Here is a 19,458-nt window from a genome sequence, read left to right as displayed (position 1 = left end):
TCGCCGGATTTGTTGATCACCGGGGAGGGATCGCAGTGGGGACCGAGGCGGCGCCGTCGAGACCGCTGGCGCGGTGCCCGTTGTCCTTGAAGTAGTGCTCGCGCAGGCCCTCGGCGAGGATCCGCTCCTGCTCGTCCTGGCTGGCTCCGGCGTCGCGGGGCTCGTACAGGCGGCGGGCCACGTCGCCGGGCATCTTCTGGGTGATCATCCGGGGCGGGGGTCATCGGTGGAGCCGCCGGCCGCGGAGTAGTCGATGGTCGCCGGGATGTGGAGCATGAAGCCGTTCTTCTCGGCGTCGCGGCGCACCCGCTTCTTCACCCGCGGCTGCCCGGCCGCCCGTACCGCCCGCTCGACCTTCACGGCGTTGGCTTTGGTCATGGGGATGTCGCCGGTCAGTCTGCCTCGACCACGGCCTGGAGGGCGTGGGCCCAGCGCTGCGCGGTGCGCAGCGAGTGGCCGGCGGCCTGGGCGAGGCGTCCGGGGCCTGGCTGCTCCTCAGGGATCCGCCAGGCCATGTCGCCTGCGGCGCCATCGAGAGCGCGCGGGGTGCAGCAGGGGCGGGGTGGGCAGGGCCGGCTGAGTGTGGGCTTGTCTCCCGGACGGCACTCAAGCGCTCCGGGTCAGTTGGCAGGGCCGATGTCGATCCACATCCCGATGTAGGGCGCGAGCACGACCCCGACCAGGGCGGCGAGGACCATCGCGGCCCCCAGACAGCTCTTCGCCTACCTCTTGCCGAACAACACCCGGCTCCCTCCGTCTCGTCTGGTGCCACCACGCTAGGAGTGCGACCCGGGCCGGTGCCTGAGTAGCCGTACTCAAGCCGGTGGGAGTCGATGGCGAGATCACCCTCCACGGGCCGCGCCCCCGGCCGTCGTATCCGGGCGAGGGTCTCGCCGCACTTGGGCGGGCCCTGCCGGGCACCCGCTCAACGCCGTCCGGGCGATCGCGTCCTCATCGTCTCCCCCGCGGACGGCCTCGCGGGGTGGCAGCGGCCGCCATAGCGGGCCGGGGATGTCAGGGAGTGGTGAAGGCGGTGTCGACCGTCAGCAGGGCCAGTGCGCCGGCTTCGGCGGCGCGGCGGAAGTCGAAGACGTCGGTGAACGGGCCGGTCACCAGGAGCAGGACCTCGTGGGTACGTAGCGCGCGCCACCATTCACGGCCGGCGGTGACGGGCGCGTCGTACCAGGGCTGTCCGGTGGGGCGGTGCACGGTCAAGTGCGGTGGCGCGGCGGTGGCGGCCCAGCCGGGGTGGGGGGTGTCGTGCGGGCAGGCGGCTTCGCGGGACCAGTCGTCGACTGGATGGGGTGGGGGTGCGGCTGGGGCGGGTACCACCAGGACCGGGCGCCGGTCGGGCAGCAGCTCCGGCCACGCCCCGCCCGCGAGCCCCGTACCGGCGATGGTGATCTCCATGGTCCACCCTCTGCCCCGCAACCCCGCCCGGCACACCCCCCGCCCCGGGCACGGGGCAAGCGCCGGGCCTTCGCCAACGACTTGACCCACGACCAGCTGGTCGCGGTCTCCGCCGCCTCGAACAGGCGAAGGCCGACAAGGGGCCGGACGCCTGGCGGCCGCCGCGGCAGTCGTACTGGTGCACCTACTCCCGTGCCTGGGTCGACATTAAGCACCTCTACGGCCTCTCCGTCACCGACTCCGAGAAGGCGGCGCTGGTCGAGATGCTCGACACCTGCGCGTAGCAGCAAGGGTCGGCCCGCCGAGCCTTCGGGCGGGTCGGCCTCCTGCTGTCCGGGAACATAGTTCCGGCTTCAGCCGTCGAAGCGGAACCAGCGGAAGCCGTAGTCGAGGAGTGCCATCAGGGTCCCGCGGTGGAGTGCGGCGAAGCTGACACCCGCGTCGCTCCCGTCGCTGCTGACCGCCGCGATCAGGCCCGGGGCGACGAAGAACCTCGAGGCGTCGTAGGCCGGCAGGAACGGGCTCAGCGGTACCGGCCGGAGCGTGCTCAGCAGTGGGTCCAGGCTCGCAGCCGGCAGGCGGTAGGTCCGGGCGTGGTAGGGGGAGGCGATCATGGCCTCGAAGATGGTGTACTTCAGGAGGAAGCGGCTGAGGGGTTCCTGCTCGACGGTCGTCTCCCGGTAGTCGGCGCTCTGGGGGTCTTCGGTCTCCCACACGACGGGATCGGATCCGTCCTGCTCCCGCAGCGGCCACGGGATGGACCAGTCCCGGTAGCCCTGCGCCCACCGTGCGAAGACCAGCCTGTCGCCGAGCGGTCCGCCGGCAGGCTCCGGTTGTTCCAGGACCGGATCATGGAACCCGTGGAGGGCCGGGCGCAGACGTGCCAGTCGGTGGAATGCAGCCAACGCCTCCGGCAGATCCTCCCGCCCGCCCGCCGCACCGCCGTTGCCGTCCGCTCCCGCCTGATCGGCGGGGAACCATCCAAGGGCGAACGACTCCAGCGCCCGAATCGGGTCCGCCTCCACATGGTCGACCCAGTCCACTGCCGGTACCGGACCGACCGCCCGGACGGGCCTGACCGCGTCCAGCACCTCTCGGCTCAGCGGCTGGTCGAACTCCAGCTCGGCGTGGTCGAAGCCGTCATGTCCCCAGGATGTCCCCCTGCAGAACGCGCTGCCAAGGGGAAGGTATCCCTGCTCAAGGCGTGCGAACAGCTGAATGGGCGGGGCATCGCGGGAACCGAACCGTGAGCGGAGATCCGGGCCTCCCTCCCCGTGCAGGCGGATCCTGCTGGAGTCCTGTACACCGCTCTTCGGGTCGTCTCCGGGTACGAGGATGACGACAGTGGCGTCCGCCCCTGTACCGACGAGCGCGGGGCCCAGTGTGTAAGACCGGAGCCCGGCTCCGGCAACGGACAGCACCGCCGCCTCAGTGATCAGGTCCGGAAGCGTCTGTGCCATGCCGTCACCATAGCCGCGGGGGCGGACAGCACATGCGGTCAGCCCTGCTGCAGCCAGGCACCGACCGGGTTGCCACTTGCCGGAATATCGCGCACTCGGAATGACGCCCCCCGCCAGTCGGCGCTGACGCCTGGACGACCGACAAGCGCGAGGCCTTCGCCAACGACCTGACCCACAGCAAGCTGATTGCGGTCTCCGCCGCGTCGAACCGGGCCAAGGGAGACAAGGGGCCGGACGCCTGGCGTCCGCCAGCGGTCGGCTACTGGTGCACGTACAGTCGCGCCTGGACCGACATCAAGTTCATCTACGGCCGATCAGGCCGACGCGCAGTGCCGGGCGCGGTCGCGGCGACGGTGACGGCGGCCTCGGATCCCGGCCAGGGGCACGTAGCACGCCCGAGTTCCACTCGCCACGGACCGCCAGCGAGGCAGGGCGCCCCTTGCCGGCACCGGGTGGCCCTTCACCACCGGTCAGACGGGTGTCGGTACGGAGGAGGCGGCCGTCGGGGCGGGATCGCGGCGCAGCAGGACGGCAACGGCGCCGGTGATGCCGAGGGAGACGGCGGCGCAGAGCCACCAGACAGTGGTGTACGCCGCTTCGGTGGGGACGGTGGTGCCCTGGACGGTCATCGCCGTGAGGACGGCGGCGAAGACGGCACTGCCGATGCTGCCGCCGAGGGTTTTGGCCGTGCTGTAGAGGCCGGTGGCGATGCCGGTGCGATCGGCGGGGCTGACGTCGAGGACCAGGGCGGGCAGGGTGCTCAGGACGAGCCCGGTGCCGAATCCCAGTCCGACGTTGAGCAGCGCGAACTGCCAGACCGCATGGTGGGTGAGGACCAACGTGGTGTATCCGGCGGCGAGCAGGCAGCCGCCGAGGGCGGGTACTGCGCGGGCGCCCAGTACTCTGCCCAGCGTCGGCGAGACGGTGGCGGCGGCGAAGGCGCAGATCCCGGCGGGGAACAGGACCCAGCCGATGCCGAGGGTGCTGTAGCCGAAGCCGTAGCCCTCCTTGTCGGGTGAGGCGGCCAGGAAGAGGGCGGCGGCGACCTGTGCGCCGTAGAGGGTGACGCCAAGCAGGAAGCCGGCGGCGTAGACGGGGAGCAGGCTGCGCCTGACGGTGATTCTGATGTCCACCACGGGGTGTGGGGCACGGAGTTCCACGAACACCCATACCGTCAGCACGGTGGCGGCGAACAGGAGGAGGGTGGCCGGTGCGGGGGTGGTCCAGCCGCCCTTGGATCCCTGCGAAACCCCCGCCAGCAGGGCGGCGAGGCCGAGGCTCAGGAGAGCGGCGCCGGCCCAGTCGATGGCGCCGCGCGCCCTGGTGGCGGACTCCGGCACGAGGACGAACACGACGACGGTGCAGACCATGGTGGCGACGGCGGGTACGAGCAGGATGCCGTGAACGCTCGGGATGGCCCGGCTGAGCAGTCCCGCGAGGACCATTCCGGTGCTGGAGCCGAACGTGAGGGCACCGACCAGCAGGCCGATGGCGCGGCGGGCGCGCTGGGGGCTGAGCCGGTCGCGAACCAGGCCCATCTCCAGGGGCAGCAGGGCGGCCAGCGGGCCCTGCAGGATGCGGCCGAGGAGCAGCACGCCGACGGAGGGGGACCAGGCGACCAGCAGTGAGCCGGCGGCCAGGCTCGCCACCGCGATCCGCAGCATGCGCCGGTGTCCGTATACGTCCCCGAGGCGGCCGAGGAGCGGGACGCTGACCGCTGCGGCCAGCAGTTGCACGCCGGCCACCAGGTTGAGGTCTCCCGCGCTGATCGAGAGTTCCGTTCCCAGCCGCGGGGTCAGCGCGGGCGTCATCCCCTGGATGATGCCGCTGGTGAGTTCGACGAAGATCAGGAATCCGACGGCCGCGGCGACGCGGGTGTCGCTCCGGCTGGTTGTTGCAGGGCCTGTGGCAGCACTGACACGCGGCATGGATCCTCCAGCGAGCACGGTTTTCGGTGGCGGAACGAGGTGGGGGTGGTGCCGTCCGAACAAAGTGGGTGTGGCTGCTGTCCGATGTGTCCGGCTGCCGGGCGGCTCGGGCGACCGGCAGCCGGCCGTGTTCAGTCGCCCCGGCGCAGCAGGAGCTTGGCGATGCCGTTCTTCTGGATCTCGGTGGTGCCGGTCAGGACCCGGAACATGCGGACCTTCCGGAACAGGAACTCGACCTCGTTGCCCTGGGTGAGACCCTCCTTGCCGTGGATCTGCACGGCCTGGTCGAGGATCCGGAACGCCGACTCGGCGACGAAGTACTTGCACATGAAGGCCTCCAACCGGGGCACCGTGCCGGTGTCCAGGTCGGTGAGTGCGGCGTAGGTCATGGCGCGCGCGGCGTAGAACTCGGTGGCCAGATCGGCGAGTTTGTGCTGGACGGACTGCAGGTCGGCGAGCGGGGCGCCGCCCACGGTGCGGGTCCGGACGCGGTCCAGGGTCAGCGCGATCGCGCGTCGGGCCATGCCGAGGACGCTGGGACAGTGCAGCAGGCGGTTGACGTTGACCCGGCCCAGGCCGAGCAGCAGGCCGTCGCCCTCGCGGCCGAGCAGGTTGGCGGCCGAGACGAAGCAGTTCTCGAGAACGATGTCGCTTTCGATGTGCTCGCCGGACATCGGGGTGGCGCCGTCGGTGACCTGGCAGCCGGGGCTGTCGAGGTCGACCACGAAGGCGGAGAAGGTCTTCTCGGTGCCGTCCATCCGGGCGATCACGATGGCGAAGTCGGCGACCGGTCCCGCGCTGGAGAAGACCTTGTGGCCGGTGAGGCGGTATCCGCCCGGCTCGGGCACGGCGACGGTGCGCATCGCGCGCACGTCCGAGCCGGCATCGGTCTCGGTGAGGGAGAAGCAGCAGGCGCGCTCGCCACGCACGACGGGCAGGAAGTAGGTGTCGAGCTGGTGCGGGGTGGCGCCGGCGAGGATGTCGCCGACCCGCAGCGGACCGCCCATCTCACCGAGCACGCTGTGTCCGAGCACGCGCCCGCTCGCGCCGATCTCCTCCTTCAGTGCGGCGAGTTGGGTGTAGGTCAGGCCCTGGCCGCCGAGGTCGGGCGGCAGGTGGATGCCGTAGAAGCCGAGCTCGCGGCTGCGCCTCCAGACGGGTTCCAGCAGGGTGCGGGTGATCGGCGTCCCGGGAGTGACGTCGTGTTCGGCTTCGTAGGCGGCGAGTTCGCCGTCGAGGTAGTCGCGCAGTCGCTCGACCAGGTCCTGCAGCAGGGGGTCGGCGGGGTAGTCGGGGTGCAGGGAGAAGAGCACGGGCTGAGTCCTCAGTTGACGCGCCGGTCTGCGCCGGCCCAGTAGGTTTCGCGGACGGCCTTGCGGTCGACCTTGCCGTTGCGGTTGTGCGGGAGCACGGGTACGAAGTCCACGGAGCGGGGCTTCTTGAGGCGGTCCAGGCGTTCGGCGCAGAACTCGATCAGCTCGGTCTCGGTCGGTGCGTCGCCCGGGTGGAGGGCGACCACGGCCTTGACCGCCTCGCCCCACTGCTCGTCCGGCACGCCCACCACGCAGGCCTCGAACACCGCGGGGTGTTCGTAGAGGGCTGCTTCGACCTCGGTGCTGTAGATGTTGAAGCCGCCGGAGATGATCATGTCCTTGATCCGGTCGACGATGAACAGATAGCCGTCCTCGCGCATCCAGGCCAGGTCGCCGGTGTGGACCCAGCCGTTGCGGAAGGTTTGCGCGGACAGCTCCGGGTCGTTCCAGTACTCGGTGACGCAGTCCGGGCCGCGCACGATCATCTCGCCGACTTCACGGGGCGGGAGTTCGCGTCCCTGCTCGTCGACGACGCGGATCTCGCTGTCGTAGACGGCTCGGCCGCAGGAGGCCAGCAGCTCCGGGTCGGCCGCGACGGCACGGGCGATCTCGGCGCTGGTCAGCCCGGCGACGACGCTGGTGGTCTCGGCCGTGCCGTAGCCCTGTCCGACGACCGGCCCGAACGCCTCGACGGCCTGCCGAAGCCGCTGCGGGGAGATCGGTGCCCCGCCCACCCGCAGATCGGTGAGGCTGGAGAGGTCGTGTTCGGCCAGCTCCGGGTGGGCCAGCACCATGCTGAGCATCGCCGGCACCAGGAAGGTGGAGTTGATGCGCTCGCGTTCGACCGTCGCCAGGAAGGCGTCCACGTTCCAGGTGGGCAGCACGTGGATCGTCGTGCCGGCGAAGACGCAGGCCAGCAGGGCCATGCCGGAGGCGTGGGTGATCGGGCCGCAGGCCAGGTAGCGAGTGTCCGGGCGGGGCCGGGGTTCGCCCATCAGCTGCTTGCGCATGTTGGCCAGGCGGTTGCCGAAGGTCTGGGTGGCGGCCTTGAGCGCCCCGGTCGACCCGGAGCTGAAGTTGAGGACCGCCGGGTCCTCCGCTCGCATCTCGACACTCACCGGTTCGACGGTGCCTTCGGCCAGCAGGTCCGCGTAGGACAGCACTTCGGAATCCGCGCCGTCGAACTGCACGGCCGCGCAGTCGGCTCCCGAGGCCGTGATCGCGGCCAGGGCGTCCTCGCGGTGCGCCGCGTCGAAGACCAGGACGCGTACGGGGGCGTAGCCGAGGATGTGCGTGATCTCCGAGCGGCCCAGCCGGGCGTTGACGGGTGCCCGCAGCAGGCCGGCCTTGTAGAGCGCGAACTCGACCACCAGCAGTTCGCCGCGGTTCCACGCCACACTCGCGACCGCGTCGCCGGGGCGCAGCCCCCGCGCCACCAGGGCCGAAGCCAGGCGGTTGGCGTCCTGCTCCAACTGCCGGAAGGTCCATGACTGTTCACCGCACACCAGGGCGGGCTCGTCGGGCCGGTAGCGGGCACTGCGGGTGAGGTAGGCGCCCAGGTTCATGTTCAACCCCTGACTGGTTTCAAACATCCAGATCGTTTCCGGACAGGTTGTCCATTAACGTCTCGGCTGTCAAGGGTCTCTATACTGGGAGTTCGCTGCGGCCCCGGCCGCCGCATCCGCATCCCCTGGATCGAAAGGTGACGATGGCCGAGGACAGGCGCACACGCCGGACCCGGCGCGCGCTGCGCGACGCCCTGGTGGCATTGGTGATGGAGCGCGGCTTCGCGGCGCTCACCGTGGAGGACATCACCGAGCGGGCCGATGTCGCGCGCGCCACCTTCTACAGCCACTGCCGCGACAAGGACGACCTCTTCACCAGGGTCACCACCGACTTGCTCCAGGAGCTGGGGGAGCGCCTGCAGCCGCTCGCTGACAAGTCCGACACGGGATTCACCGGTGAGCCGCTGCTGGCGCTGTTGCACCACGCCGAGGAGGAACGCGACCTCTACCGGGTCATCCTGCGCGGCGAGGGTGACGGCAAGCCCCTGCGCATGTTCACCGAGGAGGCGGTGCGCCGCATCGCCGCCGTCTTCCGCCGCCGGGCGGAGCAGAACCACCGTGAACCGCGCATCGACCCCGAGGTCCTCGCCCGGGCCTGGGTCGGCGAGCACTGCGCCGTGATGCAGTGGTGGCTGGAGGGGGAGGCGGACCGGATGCCGGCCGAGGGGCTGGCCGAACTGCTGCTCGGCCTGTCCAGGCGCGGGCGCTACTGGGCCAGCGGATTCGATCCCGTCGGCTGACAGGTGGCACCGTGTCGGCTCGGGGCGGAAGGAGGCGCGGGCCGGACCCGCGCGGCGCCGTTCGCGCCGCCCGTGCGACGGGGGCGGGCCAGGGCTCGCAGGTCGGGCGCGGCCCGGGTTCGGCCGAGCGTACGGCCGGACCGAACGCCCTTGTCAGTGGAGATCGTTGAGGTGCCGTCCGAGCTCGATGAACGCCTGGACGAGTGGAACCTGCGGTGCGACCGGCGACATGATCTGGGCGCCGTAGTGCACCACGACGAGGTCCAGGCCGGGTGAGACGAACAGGCGCTGGCCGTGGATGCCACTGGCCATGAAGGACCCGTACGGATCGTTGGGGATCCACCACAGGTCGTGGTACGAGAGCGTGGCTGGCGCCGTCGTCGGCGCTCCGGGGAACCGGACCCGATGGGCGTACCCGTCCGGGACCCCGCTGACGATCGTGGTGGCGACGGCCTCCGGTACGACCTGCCGATCCCCGACCGCGCCGCCGCAGCGCAGCATCTCGCCGAGCCGTGCGACATCGCGCAGGGTCGCACTGAACCCTCCGCACGCGGCTTCGACGCCTTCCCCGTCGAGGAGGTAGTACGCGTCCTCCTCCGCGCCGATGCGCGACCACAGGAGTTCGCTGAGCAGCTCCGACGTGCTGGTTCCGGTGATGCGGCGGAGGACCGCGGCGAGTGCTTCGACGTTCCCGTTCTCGTAGCGGAACTCGGTGCCGGGTTCGCCGGTGGCCCGTGCGGTGGCCAGGTGCTCGCCGATGCCGGTCGGCCCGGCGTACCCGTACGGGCGCAGCTGGGGGGCCAGGACGGCGAAGTAGCGCTGGGCTTCCAGTGCCTTGTCGTACGGCCGGCCCGCGTAGCTCATCAGCGTGCCCATGTGGAGCAGGTGGTCGACCTCGGCATCACCGAAGGCCGTCCCGGCCAGCTCGGGGACGTACTTGCCGACCCGGGTGTGCCGGTCGAGCAGCCCTTGGTGTTCGAGTATCGCCGCCATCAGACCGGTGTACGACTTCGCCGCCGAGGCGTTGAAGTGCGGCACGTGGGATTCGTACCCGTGCAGGTAGCGCTCGTGGACGACGGCGCCCCGGTGCATCACAAGGAAGGCGTCGGTCTCGGCCGCGGCGAACAGTTCGGCCAGGCCGAGGGTGCGCCCGTTCGGGGCTGGGAACCGAAGGCCGTCGAGATCGGCTTCGCGCAGCGGTAGCGGCTGGGGCTGGGTGCGGCCACGCCACACGCGGCGGCTCGGTACGCTCTCGCGCCCGGTGACCGCGTGAACGCGTACCCAGGCGGGATCGGTGTATCCGCGCGCCCAGGTGAGGTCCGCCAGGGATGGTATCGGTGCCATGTGAACTCCTGCCTAGTAGACAGCATGAACGATAACGTACATGCTGTCTGGAATTTCCTCCAGGGTCCGGCATGGAGGGCGCCGCGACCACACCGAGGGCGGCGCAGGTCACTGAGGTGATGGCGAGGGCAAGGGGAGCAGGACCCGGAAGGTGCAGCCCTGGCCCGGGGCGGTGTCGAGGGTGATGTAGCCTCCGTGGGCGGCGGCGAGCGCCTGGGCGATGGCGAGGCCGAGGCCGGAGCCCCCGGTGGCGCGGTTGCGGGACTCGTCGGTGCGGTAGAAGCGATCGAATACCCGTTCGCGTTCGGTGGGGGTGAGTCCGGGCCCCTGGTCGGCGACCTCGAGGACGGCGTGGGCGCCGACGGTGCCGACACCGATGCGGATCGGGGTACCGGGCGGGGTGTGGGTGACGGCGTTGCCGATCAGGTTGGTGACGACCTGGCGGAGCCGGGCCTCGTCGGCGATCGCGGGGGCGTTGGAGGGTTTCCCGCCATCGGGGCCGGTGAGGGTGACCGGGCGGCCCTTGTCCAGGGCACGTACGTCGCGGAGGGCGTCGGCGGCCAGGGTGCGCAGGTCCATCGGGGCAAGGTCGAGGGCGAAGGCCGAGGCTCGGCCGGGACCGGCGGCCGCGTTGTGGGTGTCCTCGTCGAGGCGGGCGAGGAGGAACTGAGGTGACCCCCGGATTGTGGACACAGGGGTTTACGCCGCGAGTGAGCAGTTCTCCACCCTCGAAGGCGCGCTGGCGGGCATCTGACCACCCACGGCCACACCTCGGCCGAGGCGATCCACCCGCGCAGAACCCACGCTCAACCTCGGCGGGCGCGACAGGACGATCACTTCGGCCGAGGCACGCCAACACACGGACCCCAACAATCGCTACTCGCAGCACCCCATGCCGCATCCGCCAGCCGCAAGATCAATTATCGGAGCGGTCCCGGCCCGGATCGGGCACGGCATTCGGCACGAAGAGGCTCAGCCGATAGGTAGTCGGCTGCATCCGGCGCCCACAGAACGTGTCCATCCGCACCGCCGTCCAGTCGATCTGCGTCTCCGACGCCCGGAGGCCGTGGATGTGAGCGCGCCATTCCGACTCGTCCTGTGTCTCGAAGAGCACGTCCCAGCGGCCCTCGCCAGGCGCGAAGCGAGCGGCAGCCCGCCGCATCTCGTCCTCCTGCTGACACCTTCTCCTCCGCTGCCCTGGCATCGGCCCGGCATCGCCGACCTCCACCATCGCAGCAAGGCCATTACCTGCCACCCGAGACCAGCAGGACGTGAAGGCCCCCACAGCGACGGCCCCAGGAACGGCCATAACTCACAATTCGTCACAGATCAAGCACGTCAGCCCGAACTCTGCACGTGAGCTTGTACTTCACTCTGCAGATGAACTCGTACCCCGACAAGGCCCGGCGCTCGGTGGCGCAGCACTGTCCCGGCACAGGTCGGTCGGGTTGCGACGCGAGGGGAACCTAGCCAGCTCCACCAGCGAGTCACGGGGGTTCAACGGACACCTGAACATGGCGCATGATCCGGGTTCGAGCCTCGAAACCTGCAGGTCGGAGGGCGTGAGTGCGTACGCGCCGGGCCGAAGGGGAACCCGGTTGGCATGACTGGATGCACACCAGCGGCATCGGAGCTGTGGCCGATTACGAGTTGCCATGCCCCTCGCCCAATAGGGGAGAAGGACGGTCCGGCCCAGGTCCGCCGCACACTGCCACCAGCGGCGCGGAAACACCGTCGGGACCGTCGTCTGCAACGGTAGGGTCCACGTGTTGGCAAAAGGGGCCCGTCACTGCGCGGGGTCACACAGGGGGAGCTGCCGATGACCCGGTCGGCCCGTGCACGCGACGTCCTGTACGGCGCCCGATGGTGGGTCGTGCCTTTGACTGCCGCGGTCGGCACCGCGACGCTTCGCGCCTTCGGTCCATAGCGGGGGTGGGAACCCGGAGTCTGGGCGGTTGCGGCAACCACGGTCACCGTCTTGTGGCACATGTCCGTGCTTGGACGCATCGCGTTGGACAGCGCCCTGTTCCACGAGGTTTCCCGATGGGACTACTACGCCTACGCCGAGGTCGAACTCGGCGAAGTCCCGGCCCGGGACCGGCACGCCATCATGCGCCCGCTCCCGGGAGCGCGTCGAAAAGTTCACCCGGCTCCCCAACCTGGTCCACGTGTCGTTGGGGATCCCGGCGCCGACCCCGCACGGATACGCCGAGGCGAGCGCGCTGCAGGCCGAGGGCCGCCGTCACGTCTCGATCGGGCACCGGTGGCTCAATCGCGGCTCGCGGCATCTTCCAGCACGAGCTCGCACACTTGCGGGTGCAGGGACGTGCTCCGGCTCCTGTTCCGGCGTGCGGCGGGCTGTGGCCTCGCGGTGGCAGCAGCGTGGGGCTGGCCACCACCAACAGCTTCAGCGGTGTGCAGGGCGATGCTGATGGCGGGGGTGGCGGCCAGTTGGTGGAGCGAGCTCGCCTGCGATCGACCCGCACGACGCTCGTACGGGTCTCAGGTGGTCAGGGGGCGTTGTCGTGGACGATCGTGCGGCCGGGGTAGTGGGCCTCCAGGTAGGTGCGTGCTGCGGTGAGGTCACCGACGACGCCGACGGTGGTGCGGCCGTCCGGAGCGGCGCCGGTCTCGAAGATCTGAAAGTCGGGCCGACCAAGGCCCTGGAGTTCGCCTTCGAGCGGGTAGTCGTGGCCGGGCCGCCACACCAGGTCCGAGGTGACGTGACCGCTCACCACCCGGGTGCGGCCTGGGAACCGCTCCTCCAGGACACGGCGCGCGGCGGATAGGTCGCCGATGACCTCGACGGTCTGGACACGTTCGCCGGGCTGCGCGCCCACGGTATCGATGTGCCAGGTGGCCGGGCCGATGCCGGTGCGGTAGATGCTCTGTTGGAGGTCGGCCAGTGCCTGGCCGCGCAGCGGTCCCGGGGTCTGGGTGGCGGCGGCCGAGCCGCAGGCCAGGGCCAGGACGCCGGCGGTGGCCGCGATCCGGCCGATGAGCGCGACGTTCACGACGGTGCCCTTTCATCAGGTCAGTGGGGTCATGGGGTCAGGCAAGGGAGAGGCCGAACTTGCTGATGATCGGCGCGATCGGCACGAAGACGACGGTGTCCCAGCACGTGACGCGCGCGGCGGTGTCGACGCCCGAGTTGCAGGCAACGGTATTTCCGCCGCCGGCGCTGATGATGCCCCGGGCCTGCATGTCCTCCCCGCCGGTAACGCTGGCGATCACCGGCCCGCCGCTGTCGCCCTGGGCCACCGTGATGGTCGAGTCGTCAGTGCGGGTCGCATAGTCGAGGTCGGAGCGCCAAGCCCCCTGCACGGACGTGGCGACGTCCGTCTTGGTGATCTTCAGACCGCAGTGCACACCGCTCATGGCGCCGTTGTCGCACACCAGGTCCCCCACGTTGTTTCGCCCGGCACCAAAGGCCCGCTTGACGTAGCCGGTCCCGTTGTTCCACATCCCGTCATAGAACTTCCCGGACGGGCTGCCCTTGAGGGTGATGAGAGCGGCGTCCAGACCGGAGTCGGAGTCGGAGACCGCGCCGATCTCGGTGCCGGTGCCGGTCTTGTAGGTCCCGGAGGCCCCGCAGTGATGCGCGGTGATCATGACGGCCTTCCTGTCGCGCCAGGCCCCGAAGCCCGACGTACAGAACCCTCCACCGGGGACGGCAAGCTCGGCTCCGCCGCTCCAGGGGTTGGCGTCGCTGTGGCGAGTCGCGGTGGCGGTGGGGGCGGTGGCCGGGGTGGCTACGACCGGGACACCGGCAAGCTCGGCGGCGCGGGCGGCAACCTGCTCGCGCGTGAGAGCACGGTTTCGGTGGACAGGGCCAGGGGTGTAGTCGACAACCAGTCCGGTGCCGTCCGCCGCGGGCCCGGCCGAGTTCCACACCGCGCCCGCGTCGCCGCGCACCGCGGCCGCCACGAGCCGGTCCCGCGCCTCGCGCAGCTGCCGCAGGGTGTAGGGCGCCTGCCGAACCGTGGCGGCGATCCCCGGCGGGGTGTGCATCAACAGGTCGGTAATGCGCTCGGGCACGTCGCCGTGCCAGTACAGGGTCAGGCGGCCCTGCTGCGGATCGACGGTGTGCCCGGCATACCCCGGAATCGTCGCGCGCTGGTGCTCCGGTACCGCGGTGATGGCGTCGGCAAGCCGGTCAAGGACTACCTGACGCCGGAGTACCTCGGGGTCCACGACGCCAACCGTGCGCTGGGCGCCGGGCGCGAGCGACGCGGCAGCCGCATGGACTGGCACCGTGGCGAGAAGTCCGAGCATGGCCCCGACGACGGCCGTCCTCCTGATACGCACCCGCCCAGTACCCCACGCCGTGGGCCAACAACGCCAGCGCCCAGCTGCATTGTCACCCGCACGAGCGAAGACCCACCAGCGTTGGCTACTGGCTGCCACCCGAAGCGAGTGTCGAGACCGCCGTGGTGGCGGCTGGACCAGGTGTGACCATGATGTAAGTCGGCACCGGCGCGGCAGCCGCATACCAGCCGGCGCCAAACGCGACGACGCCAAGCAGGAGCCCCCCAAGGACGATGCGCTGCTTTATGACCCCAGGGTAAGAGGGTGAAGACGTCAACTACGATGCCACGACGGCCAGATGGCACATTGGCGTCAATGGGTGTTGACATGTTGGGCCTGTGGTTCACACAGCGAGGGCCTGTCGAGCGCACTCGGACAGAGCTGCTGCGCCGGGAACGCCGCGCGCCTGGTAGCGCCGCATCGTGGTACGCATGGCTTGGATGGACTCGGTGTTGTGCTTTGAGGTGATGCCGTCCATCAGGTTCAACACCTCCCCCAGGTCGAGACGGCCTCGTCCATGTGGCCGCGCTGGTCGAGCGTGCTCGCCAACTCGCCCAGCGTGAGAGCGTGGATACGCCTGAACTTCTCCGGGTCGCGACCGGCCAGGGCAGCACGGCGGTGCTTCTCCGCGTTCCTGTGGTCACCGAGTTCCGAGAGCGTCTTCCCCGTGTCGGAGCTGATGGTGGCACCGGCCGGTCCGGCGGCCAGGGCGCAGTCGGCGACCGGGTCATTGGCGCGGACCAACGCGTCCTCGGCGGACAGCAGCGCGTCTGCGGCCCTGCCGCCCTGCCGACTCCGGGTTCCCGCCTCGCGGGACGCAATTCCGGGCGCCGGACGACAGTGGGCACTGCCGTCCGGCGTCATGAACAACGGCACAACGCCGACAACCTGGGTTGGCTTTCCCACGAACATCCGGCCGCGTGTCGCGCACTCAGCGCCCCGATGTGGCAAGTCCGGGCGGCACCGACGTGACGGTGTCCGGACGTCAGGAGGCAGGCAGCGGCGCGGGCCAGTCCTGCTCACGCAGTTTGTCCAGGGTCTTCGCCTCGGCATCCAGGGTCTCCTTGACCTTGCCGAGCTCTGCCGAGTTCTTGTTGATCACCTTGTTCTGGAGGTCCGACTCTACGGCGAACCACACGCCGAGCAAGTTGGTCTCCTGCTTGCAAGCCACGTCGGCCTGGGCCTGATCGATCTCCTGGCTGCTCGCGGGCCCGGTGGCCGTCTCGAAGGGGTCGCTGGCCTTGAGGGGGTCCGTGACGCTGTAGCCGCGCGCCTTCATGCAGGCGGACCATGAGGTGACGGCGGCGACGACCTCGGGGTCGGACTGGGAGTCGGCGAACGACGCGGCCTTAATGGTGGTGACGACTCCCTCTCCCCCGCCGGCCGGTCCGGCGGGTCCGCCGCTGGCCCCCGGCAGCAAACGATCGAGCTCGGTGAGACAGCCGCCCTCTGGCAGGGCCTTGCCCGCGAACGACGTCACACGTTGGCCGTCCTGGGGATTGACGCCCATCAGAACGGTCTGCGCGTCCTGCGTCAGCTGCCCGAGTACGGCGGGTTTCGCGCTCGGGGCGTCGGAGGTGTCAGGCCGGGGGTGGTAGCCCCACTTCCGGGCCGCTTCGGCGTCAGAGATTCCGTAGCGGCGACGCATGACGTCGTACCGGTCGTACCAGGGGCTGGCCTTGGTAGGCCTGGGCGGCACCGTATACGCCTGGTCGTAGCGCCTCATGCAGTCGCCGATCGCGGCCTGCCGCAACCAGTCGTAGTCCACAGCTTGCGCCGGTGTCAGCATGTAGGCCTCGATGGGCAGACTGAGTTCCTCAACACCGTTGGTGACGCGCGGCGTTGGAACCGGCGTGAGCGGCGCGGACGGGCCCGACGCGGCACAGCCCGCTTGAGAGAGGAGTGTGGCGGCAAGGAGCGTGACGGCCGCCAGTGTGCGGCGGACGTGACGCGGTGAGGCGGTGCGTTTGCTGTCCGCCGGTCGTAGTTCGTCGGTCTTGTGAGGGATGGGTGTGCCGGATCGGTGGCGGGGCCTCATGCATCTCCTGAAGTTCGTGGGCGTTGCCCGAGAGCGATGGATAGGGACAACCGAGACCGTCCCCTTCACCCGTTCCCGGAGCAGGGGCGGCGGCCTGTTGCTGGTGTGTGCTGGCGACGTCGGTGAGTGTCGGGTCCGCCCGCCAGGGGGCCGCTTCGCCGCCCGGGAGAGGCGAAGCGGCCCCGGCTGCTCAGGCTCGGTAGTGGACTTCCGGGCCGTAGGGGGTTTCGGTTGTGAGGCTCGGCGGGACGGCTTGCGTTCGCTGCGATGGGCAGCGAGGACGCGTGCCCTCCTGGTGATGAGGTCCTCGAGCGGGAGGGCAACGCCTTCGGGCGGATCTGCGCTGGTCGTGTCTGCTGCGAAGGAGTCCGGCGCCGGGCGCCTGTGGTGGCAGGCCGGGCTAGCAGGAGAGCGCCGCGCTCTCGTTCTTGTTCTTGACGTAAGAGTTGAGGTTGCCGCCACGAAGGGGCGGGATCCAGGTGACGTCGCCGTCGGTGTTCCAGTTCGAGTACACGCCGAGGTTGCAGTTGTTGGTGTCGTTCTCCGCGCTGGCCGCGTTGTGGTAGACGCGCTGGCCGGCACCGTTGGAGCCGTACTGGTCGCGCTCGAAGGGAGTGGTCCAGGTGCGGTTGAAGTTCCACAGCCTGTACGGGGACTTCCAGACGGCACCGTTCGCACCGGAGTTGTAGTAGAGGCAGAAGTACACGGCCTCCTCGTGGCTGCCGTTGGTGCAGCGGAAGGGGGCGCTGTAGGTGCCCCAGCCGTTGCTCCAGGAGCTGGCGGCCTGCGCCTGGCCAGCGCCGGGGATCAGGGCGCTGCTCGCGGCTGTCAGGGCGGCGGCCGTGAGGAGGGCCTTTCGTGTGCGCGAGGTGAGACGGCTGCGCGTGGTCGTGATGGTCGTCATCAGGTCTGCCTTTCGTCGGGTGGCGGGTGTGCTGTGTTGTGGCCGGGTGGTCAGGTGGGTGCGCTGCAGCGCCAGATGGCGCTGCGGTCGCCGTGTCAGGCCGCGGTGGGGACCCGTGCTGCTCGGGCCCTGAGCTCGGTGAGCGGCAGCGTGCTGGCGATGGTGAGCGCTTCGTCGAGCGTTTCGGCCACGGGGGCGCCGGTCGCGACGAGTGCGGCGCGTGAGTGGGAGCCCCCCGCGTACACAGGGGCGGGGTAGCGAGGCCGGCAGCGACGGACGCGCCTACGGTAAGAAGCCGCTGTCGGGGGTCGAGGACCGCGAGGGCGATCATGGCTGCTGCGGACGTGGTCGCGGCCGCGATCAGCGGAAGGCGCTGCCCATGCCGATCCACCAGGCGGCCGAGCACAGGCTGGCCGATCGTCGCCGCGAGGCCGTAGAGCCCTGCAACGACGCTGGCCCACAGGTAGCCGCTTCCCGCGGCCACCGCGCACAGCAGAATGGCCAACGGCGCGGACGCCACCGGAAGACGACCGACGAGCGAGGCCAACAGCAGGTGCGGAACATGCGGAACCGTCAGTACAGCGCGAACTCCGGCAGACGGATCACGGAGAATGGGATCGGCCTTCGCCGGCCGAATCGAGACTGGCATGAATGTCCCTGGGAGTGATTTTATCGCAAAGCCCCGAATACCCCGGTCCTCAGAATTGACGAGGCGCCAGAGAGGGCGGCTGTGCGGACTGCTAGGCAGTGCCCGGGACGGCCCTGGCCGGATTCCGGCGGCTGCGCCAGGACCGGATCGGCAGCCGTTGGCGACGGCGTCCCCGCCGCGCCTCCGCAACCAGACGCGCATGATCCGCCTCACGGATGCGCTCCTGCATGGTGAACTTGGCCATTTCGAAATGAAGCCAGTCCACGACAGACGACCCCTCCTCGTACCAGATCAGCAGTTGACCGAACCGGCCCATCAGGGCCATTCCGCTGGGCCGGACACCGAAGCTTTTGCTTCGTCGAGGACGCTAGCCACCGCCGCCGGAGACTGCAGTACGGAAGGGCTGAGCGCGGCACCAGGAACCCGCATTACGGGAAAGGATCCACGGAGTTCCCGCCCAGCGGAATCCCGGGCCGCGCGCAGCCCTTGCACCGGTCGACGGTCCACTACCTGGCCGGGCCCGCGCACTCCGCCGGCCAGGACCGTCTCCAGCGCGGTCCACCGCTCCCGGAGCGTCGACTCGCGTATGGCCCGTCCTGGCACGGCAAGGACGTCGAAGGCGCCGTACAGCACCTGGACCCCGGTCGCGGCCCGCGCCGCCGGGGTGGGCAGCAGCACGGTGAAGTTCAGCTGGCCATCCGGACCGGCGGCAACGCCGTCGAGGACCAAGCCGACCGGCAACGCGGACAGCGCGGGGACCCGCTAGGGGAACCGGCCGGTGAGGTCGGTGCCGCACCGGGAGCACGACCGCGCCTCGCGCCTCTCCAGGATGTGGGCGACCGTCCGAATTCCGTCGATCGGGGAATACTCCCGTCCTCCCGCGCGCCGCCGTGTCCCAGGCCGGGCGTCAGTGCCTGGCAGCGCGTGGCCGGGCTATGCGAAGGGCGCCGGTCACGCAGTTGGACGACTATGTTCGGGGCCAGCCGTGCTCGGGGGTTCACGGCTGGCCCGCCGCCTTCCAGGATGGCCCGCGCTGCCGGGTGGCGCGTGCTCAGCTGGGCCGAGTGCGTCACCAAGGCGGCCGCTTCGGGATGCAGGGGTACGTACCACCAGCCCCGTCACCAGCGCGGCAACGTTCTGGGGGAGACGAGTGGCCCGGTGCGGCGCCGGCGACTGAAGGTGGTGGGCCGGGAGGCGTGCTTGCTGCGCGTGATCGACGGCAAGCCGGAAGGCGCGCCGTGAAAAAGTGGGTTTCGCTGGTTGTTTGGAGCCACTCACGTGGTGTCGTATGCCTGGCCGACTGCCCCCTCCGGCCGGACTGACCCGGCTCCATGTCGAACGGGTCCGAGGTCGCCTCCAACCGGGTGGCGGCCGCACGCCGCCCTGGGCCGGGCTGGGCCGGGGCAGCTGCTGAGCCGCTACACCGCCGCCCCCTGCCTGCCCGATGTGCGCGGGGACACGACCCCCGGGGGCGGGGTCGGCGGGTGCGTCGAGCGGCTTCATCAACCTCCAGCGCACGATCACGCGTCACTACGACGCCATCCGCTCCGCTCTGATCACCGGCCTGTCCAACGGACTGATCAGGTCCACCAACACCAAGACCCGACTGATCATCCGGCGCGGCTTCGGCTTCCACTCCGCAGACGCCGCAATCGCCCTGGTCATGCTCACCCTCGCAGGCCCCAGCCCCACTCTCCCAGGACGCCAACCCTCAACAACATGACCCACACATCACGTAGGAGAGCCCCAAAACGGGCTCTCCTGCCGTATGTGTGGGTGCGCTGATCTACGGCTGGACG

The 19,458-nt window shown here is 70.2% G+C and carries 17 protein-coding genes and 1 pseudogene; 2 read left to right on the top strand and 16 right to left on the bottom strand.

Annotated elements, in window-relative coordinates:
- Positions 1–16 precede the first annotated feature (16 nt).
- The 8 genes from ACIRRH_RS34905 to ACIRRH_RS34870 all read right to left on the bottom strand — a co-directional run bounded on the left by ACIRRH_RS34905 (position 17) and on the right by ACIRRH_RS34870 (position 7,676).
- On the bottom strand, positions 17–208 hold the full coding sequence (locus tag ACIRRH_RS34905) for a hypothetical protein (RefSeq protein ID WP_403075504.1): 192 nt from the start codon (positions 206–208) through the stop codon (positions 17–19).
- A complete protein-coding gene (locus ACIRRH_RS34900; protein WP_403075502.1) occupies positions 205–378 on the bottom strand; it encodes a hypothetical protein in 174 nt (57 codons plus the stop codon). The genes ACIRRH_RS34905 and ACIRRH_RS34900 overlap by 4 nt, the downstream gene beginning before the upstream one ends.
- Positions 379–392: 14 nt before the next feature.
- Positions 393–515, bottom strand: coding sequence for a hypothetical protein (locus ACIRRH_RS34895; protein ID WP_403075499.1), 123 nt, complete (start codon positions 513–515; stop codon positions 393–395).
- 499 nt (positions 516–1,014) lie between these two features.
- Positions 1,015–1,410, bottom strand: a complete 396-nt coding sequence (locus ACIRRH_RS34890; RefSeq protein WP_403075497.1) for a hypothetical protein — start codon at positions 1,408–1,410, stop codon at positions 1,015–1,017.
- A 353-nt stretch (positions 1,411–1,763) separates the two neighbouring features.
- Positions 1,764–2,831: a hypothetical protein gene (locus tag ACIRRH_RS34885; protein WP_403075495.1), complete on the bottom strand. Its 1,068-nt coding sequence runs from the start codon at positions 2,829–2,831 to the stop codon at positions 1,764–1,766.
- Positions 2,832–3,340: 509 nt separating this feature from the next.
- Complete coding sequence (locus ACIRRH_RS34880) at positions 3,341–4,798, bottom strand: MFS transporter (RefSeq protein ID WP_403075494.1); 1,458 nt, start codon at positions 4,796–4,798, stop codon at positions 3,341–3,343.
- A 131-nt stretch (positions 4,799–4,929) separates the two neighbouring features.
- Positions 4,930–6,111, bottom strand: a complete 1,182-nt coding sequence (locus ACIRRH_RS34875) for an acyl-CoA dehydrogenase family protein (RefSeq protein WP_403075491.1) — start codon at positions 6,109–6,111, stop codon at positions 4,930–4,932.
- A gap of 11 nt (positions 6,112–6,122) precedes the next feature.
- The gene (locus tag ACIRRH_RS34870) at positions 6,123–7,676 is read right to left on the bottom strand and encodes an AMP-binding protein (RefSeq protein ID WP_403075489.1); all 1,554 of its coding nucleotides are present in this window, start codon (positions 7,674–7,676) and stop codon (positions 6,123–6,125) included.
- 143 nt (positions 7,677–7,819) lie between these two features.
- Here ACIRRH_RS34870 and ACIRRH_RS34865 point away from each other — a divergent pair, with 143 nt between their 5' ends.
- Positions 7,820–8,416: a TetR/AcrR family transcriptional regulator gene (locus ACIRRH_RS34865; protein ID WP_403075486.1), complete on the top strand. Its 597-nt coding sequence runs from the start codon at positions 7,820–7,822 to the stop codon at positions 8,414–8,416.
- Between the two features lie 153 nt (positions 8,417–8,569).
- Here the strand turns inward: ACIRRH_RS34865 and ACIRRH_RS34860 are convergent, their stop codons facing one another.
- From ACIRRH_RS34860 to ACIRRH_RS34825, 8 genes and pseudogenes are all read right to left on the bottom strand, one after another.
- Positions 8,570–9,760, bottom strand: a complete 1,191-nt coding sequence (locus ACIRRH_RS34860; protein WP_403075483.1) for a serine hydrolase domain-containing protein — start codon at positions 9,758–9,760, stop codon at positions 8,570–8,572.
- Between the two features lie 108 nt (positions 9,761–9,868).
- Positions 9,869–10,423 (bottom strand): annotated as a pseudogene (locus ACIRRH_RS34855) (sensor histidine kinase); the annotation flags it as partial.
- A 253-nt stretch (positions 10,424–10,676) separates the two neighbouring features.
- Complete coding sequence (locus tag ACIRRH_RS34850) at positions 10,677–10,991, bottom strand: hypothetical protein (RefSeq protein WP_403075481.1); 315 nt, start codon at positions 10,989–10,991, stop codon at positions 10,677–10,679.
- A 1,279-nt stretch (positions 10,992–12,270) separates the two neighbouring features.
- Positions 12,271–12,774, bottom strand: coding sequence for a hypothetical protein (locus tag ACIRRH_RS34845; RefSeq protein ID WP_403075478.1), 504 nt, complete (start codon positions 12,772–12,774; stop codon positions 12,271–12,273).
- Between the two features lie 37 nt (positions 12,775–12,811).
- On the bottom strand, positions 12,812–14,035 hold the full coding sequence (locus ACIRRH_RS34840; protein WP_403075477.1) for a S1 family peptidase: 1,224 nt from the start codon (positions 14,033–14,035) through the stop codon (positions 12,812–12,814).
- Between the two features lie 516 nt (positions 14,036–14,551).
- Complete coding sequence (locus tag ACIRRH_RS34835) at positions 14,552–14,812, bottom strand: hypothetical protein (RefSeq protein ID WP_403075475.1); 261 nt, start codon at positions 14,810–14,812, stop codon at positions 14,552–14,554.
- 241 nt (positions 14,813–15,053) lie between these two features.
- Complete coding sequence (locus ACIRRH_RS34830) at positions 15,054–16,106, bottom strand: hypothetical protein (protein WP_403075472.1); 1,053 nt, start codon at positions 16,104–16,106, stop codon at positions 15,054–15,056.
- Positions 16,107–16,506: 400 nt separating this feature from the next.
- The gene (locus tag ACIRRH_RS34825; RefSeq protein WP_403075469.1) at positions 16,507–17,010 is read right to left on the bottom strand and encodes a hypothetical protein; all 504 of its coding nucleotides are present in this window, start codon (positions 17,008–17,010) and stop codon (positions 16,507–16,509) included.
- Positions 17,011–19,103: 2,093 nt separating this feature from the next.
- On the opposite strand from ACIRRH_RS34825, the gene ACIRRH_RS34820 reads away from it, so the two are divergent.
- Entirely contained in the window at positions 19,104–19,382 is a 279-nt protein-coding gene (locus ACIRRH_RS34820) for a transposase (protein ID WP_403075468.1), read from the top strand.
- Positions 19,383–19,458: the final 76 nt, after the last annotated feature.

Source organism: Kitasatospora sp. NPDC101235 (assembly GCF_044767505.1).
GTDB lineage: Bacteria > Actinomycetota > Actinomycetes > Streptomycetales > Streptomycetaceae > Kitasatospora.
The sequence above is the reverse complement of the archived record's forward strand: the minus strand, read 5'-3'. Positions and strand labels throughout refer to the sequence as shown.

Excerpts from the sequence above, each read along its gene's own strand:
- ACIRRH_RS34905 (WP_403075504.1), bottom strand. The coding sequence starts at position 208 with ATGATCACCCAGAAGATGCCCGGCGACGTGGCCCGCCGCCTGTACGAG.
- ACIRRH_RS34900 (WP_403075502.1), bottom strand. The coding sequence starts at position 378 with ATGACCAAAGCCAACGCCGTGAAGGTCGAGCGGGCGGTACGGGCGGCC.
- ACIRRH_RS34895 (WP_403075499.1), bottom strand. The coding sequence starts at position 515 with ATGGCCTGGCGGATCCCTGAGGAGCAGCCAGGCCCCGGACGCCTCGCC.
- ACIRRH_RS34890 (WP_403075497.1), bottom strand. The coding sequence starts at position 1,410 with ATGGAGATCACCATCGCCGGTACGGGGCTCGCGGGCGGGGCGTGGCCG.
- ACIRRH_RS34880 (WP_403075494.1), bottom strand. The coding sequence starts at position 4,798 with ATGCCGCGTGTCAGTGCTGCCACAGGCCCTGCAACAACCAGCCGGAGC.
- ACIRRH_RS34870 (WP_403075489.1), bottom strand. The coding sequence starts at position 7,676 with ATGAACCTGGGCGCCTACCTCACCCGCAGTGCCCGCTACCGGCCCGAC.
- ACIRRH_RS34865 (WP_403075486.1), top strand. The coding sequence starts at position 7,820 with ATGGCCGAGGACAGGCGCACACGCCGGACCCGGCGCGCGCTGCGCGAC.
- ACIRRH_RS34860 (WP_403075483.1), bottom strand. The coding sequence starts at position 9,760 with ATGGCACCGATACCATCCCTGGCGGACCTCACCTGGGCGCGCGGATAC.
- ACIRRH_RS34850 (WP_403075481.1), bottom strand. The coding sequence starts at position 10,991 with ATGGTGGAGGTCGGCGATGCCGGGCCGATGCCAGGGCAGCGGAGGAGA.
- ACIRRH_RS34840 (WP_403075477.1), bottom strand. The coding sequence starts at position 14,035 with ATGCTCGGACTTCTCGCCACGGTGCCAGTCCATGCGGCTGCCGCGTCG.
- ACIRRH_RS34830 (WP_403075472.1), bottom strand. The coding sequence starts at position 16,106 with ATGAGGCCCCGCCACCGATCCGGCACACCCATCCCTCACAAGACCGAC.
- ACIRRH_RS34825 (WP_403075469.1), bottom strand. The coding sequence starts at position 17,010 with ATGACGACCATCACGACCACGCGCAGCCGTCTCACCTCGCGCACACGA.
- ACIRRH_RS34820 (WP_403075468.1), top strand. The coding sequence starts at position 19,104 with ATGTGCGCGGGGACACGACCCCCGGGGGCGGGGTCGGCGGGTGCGTCG.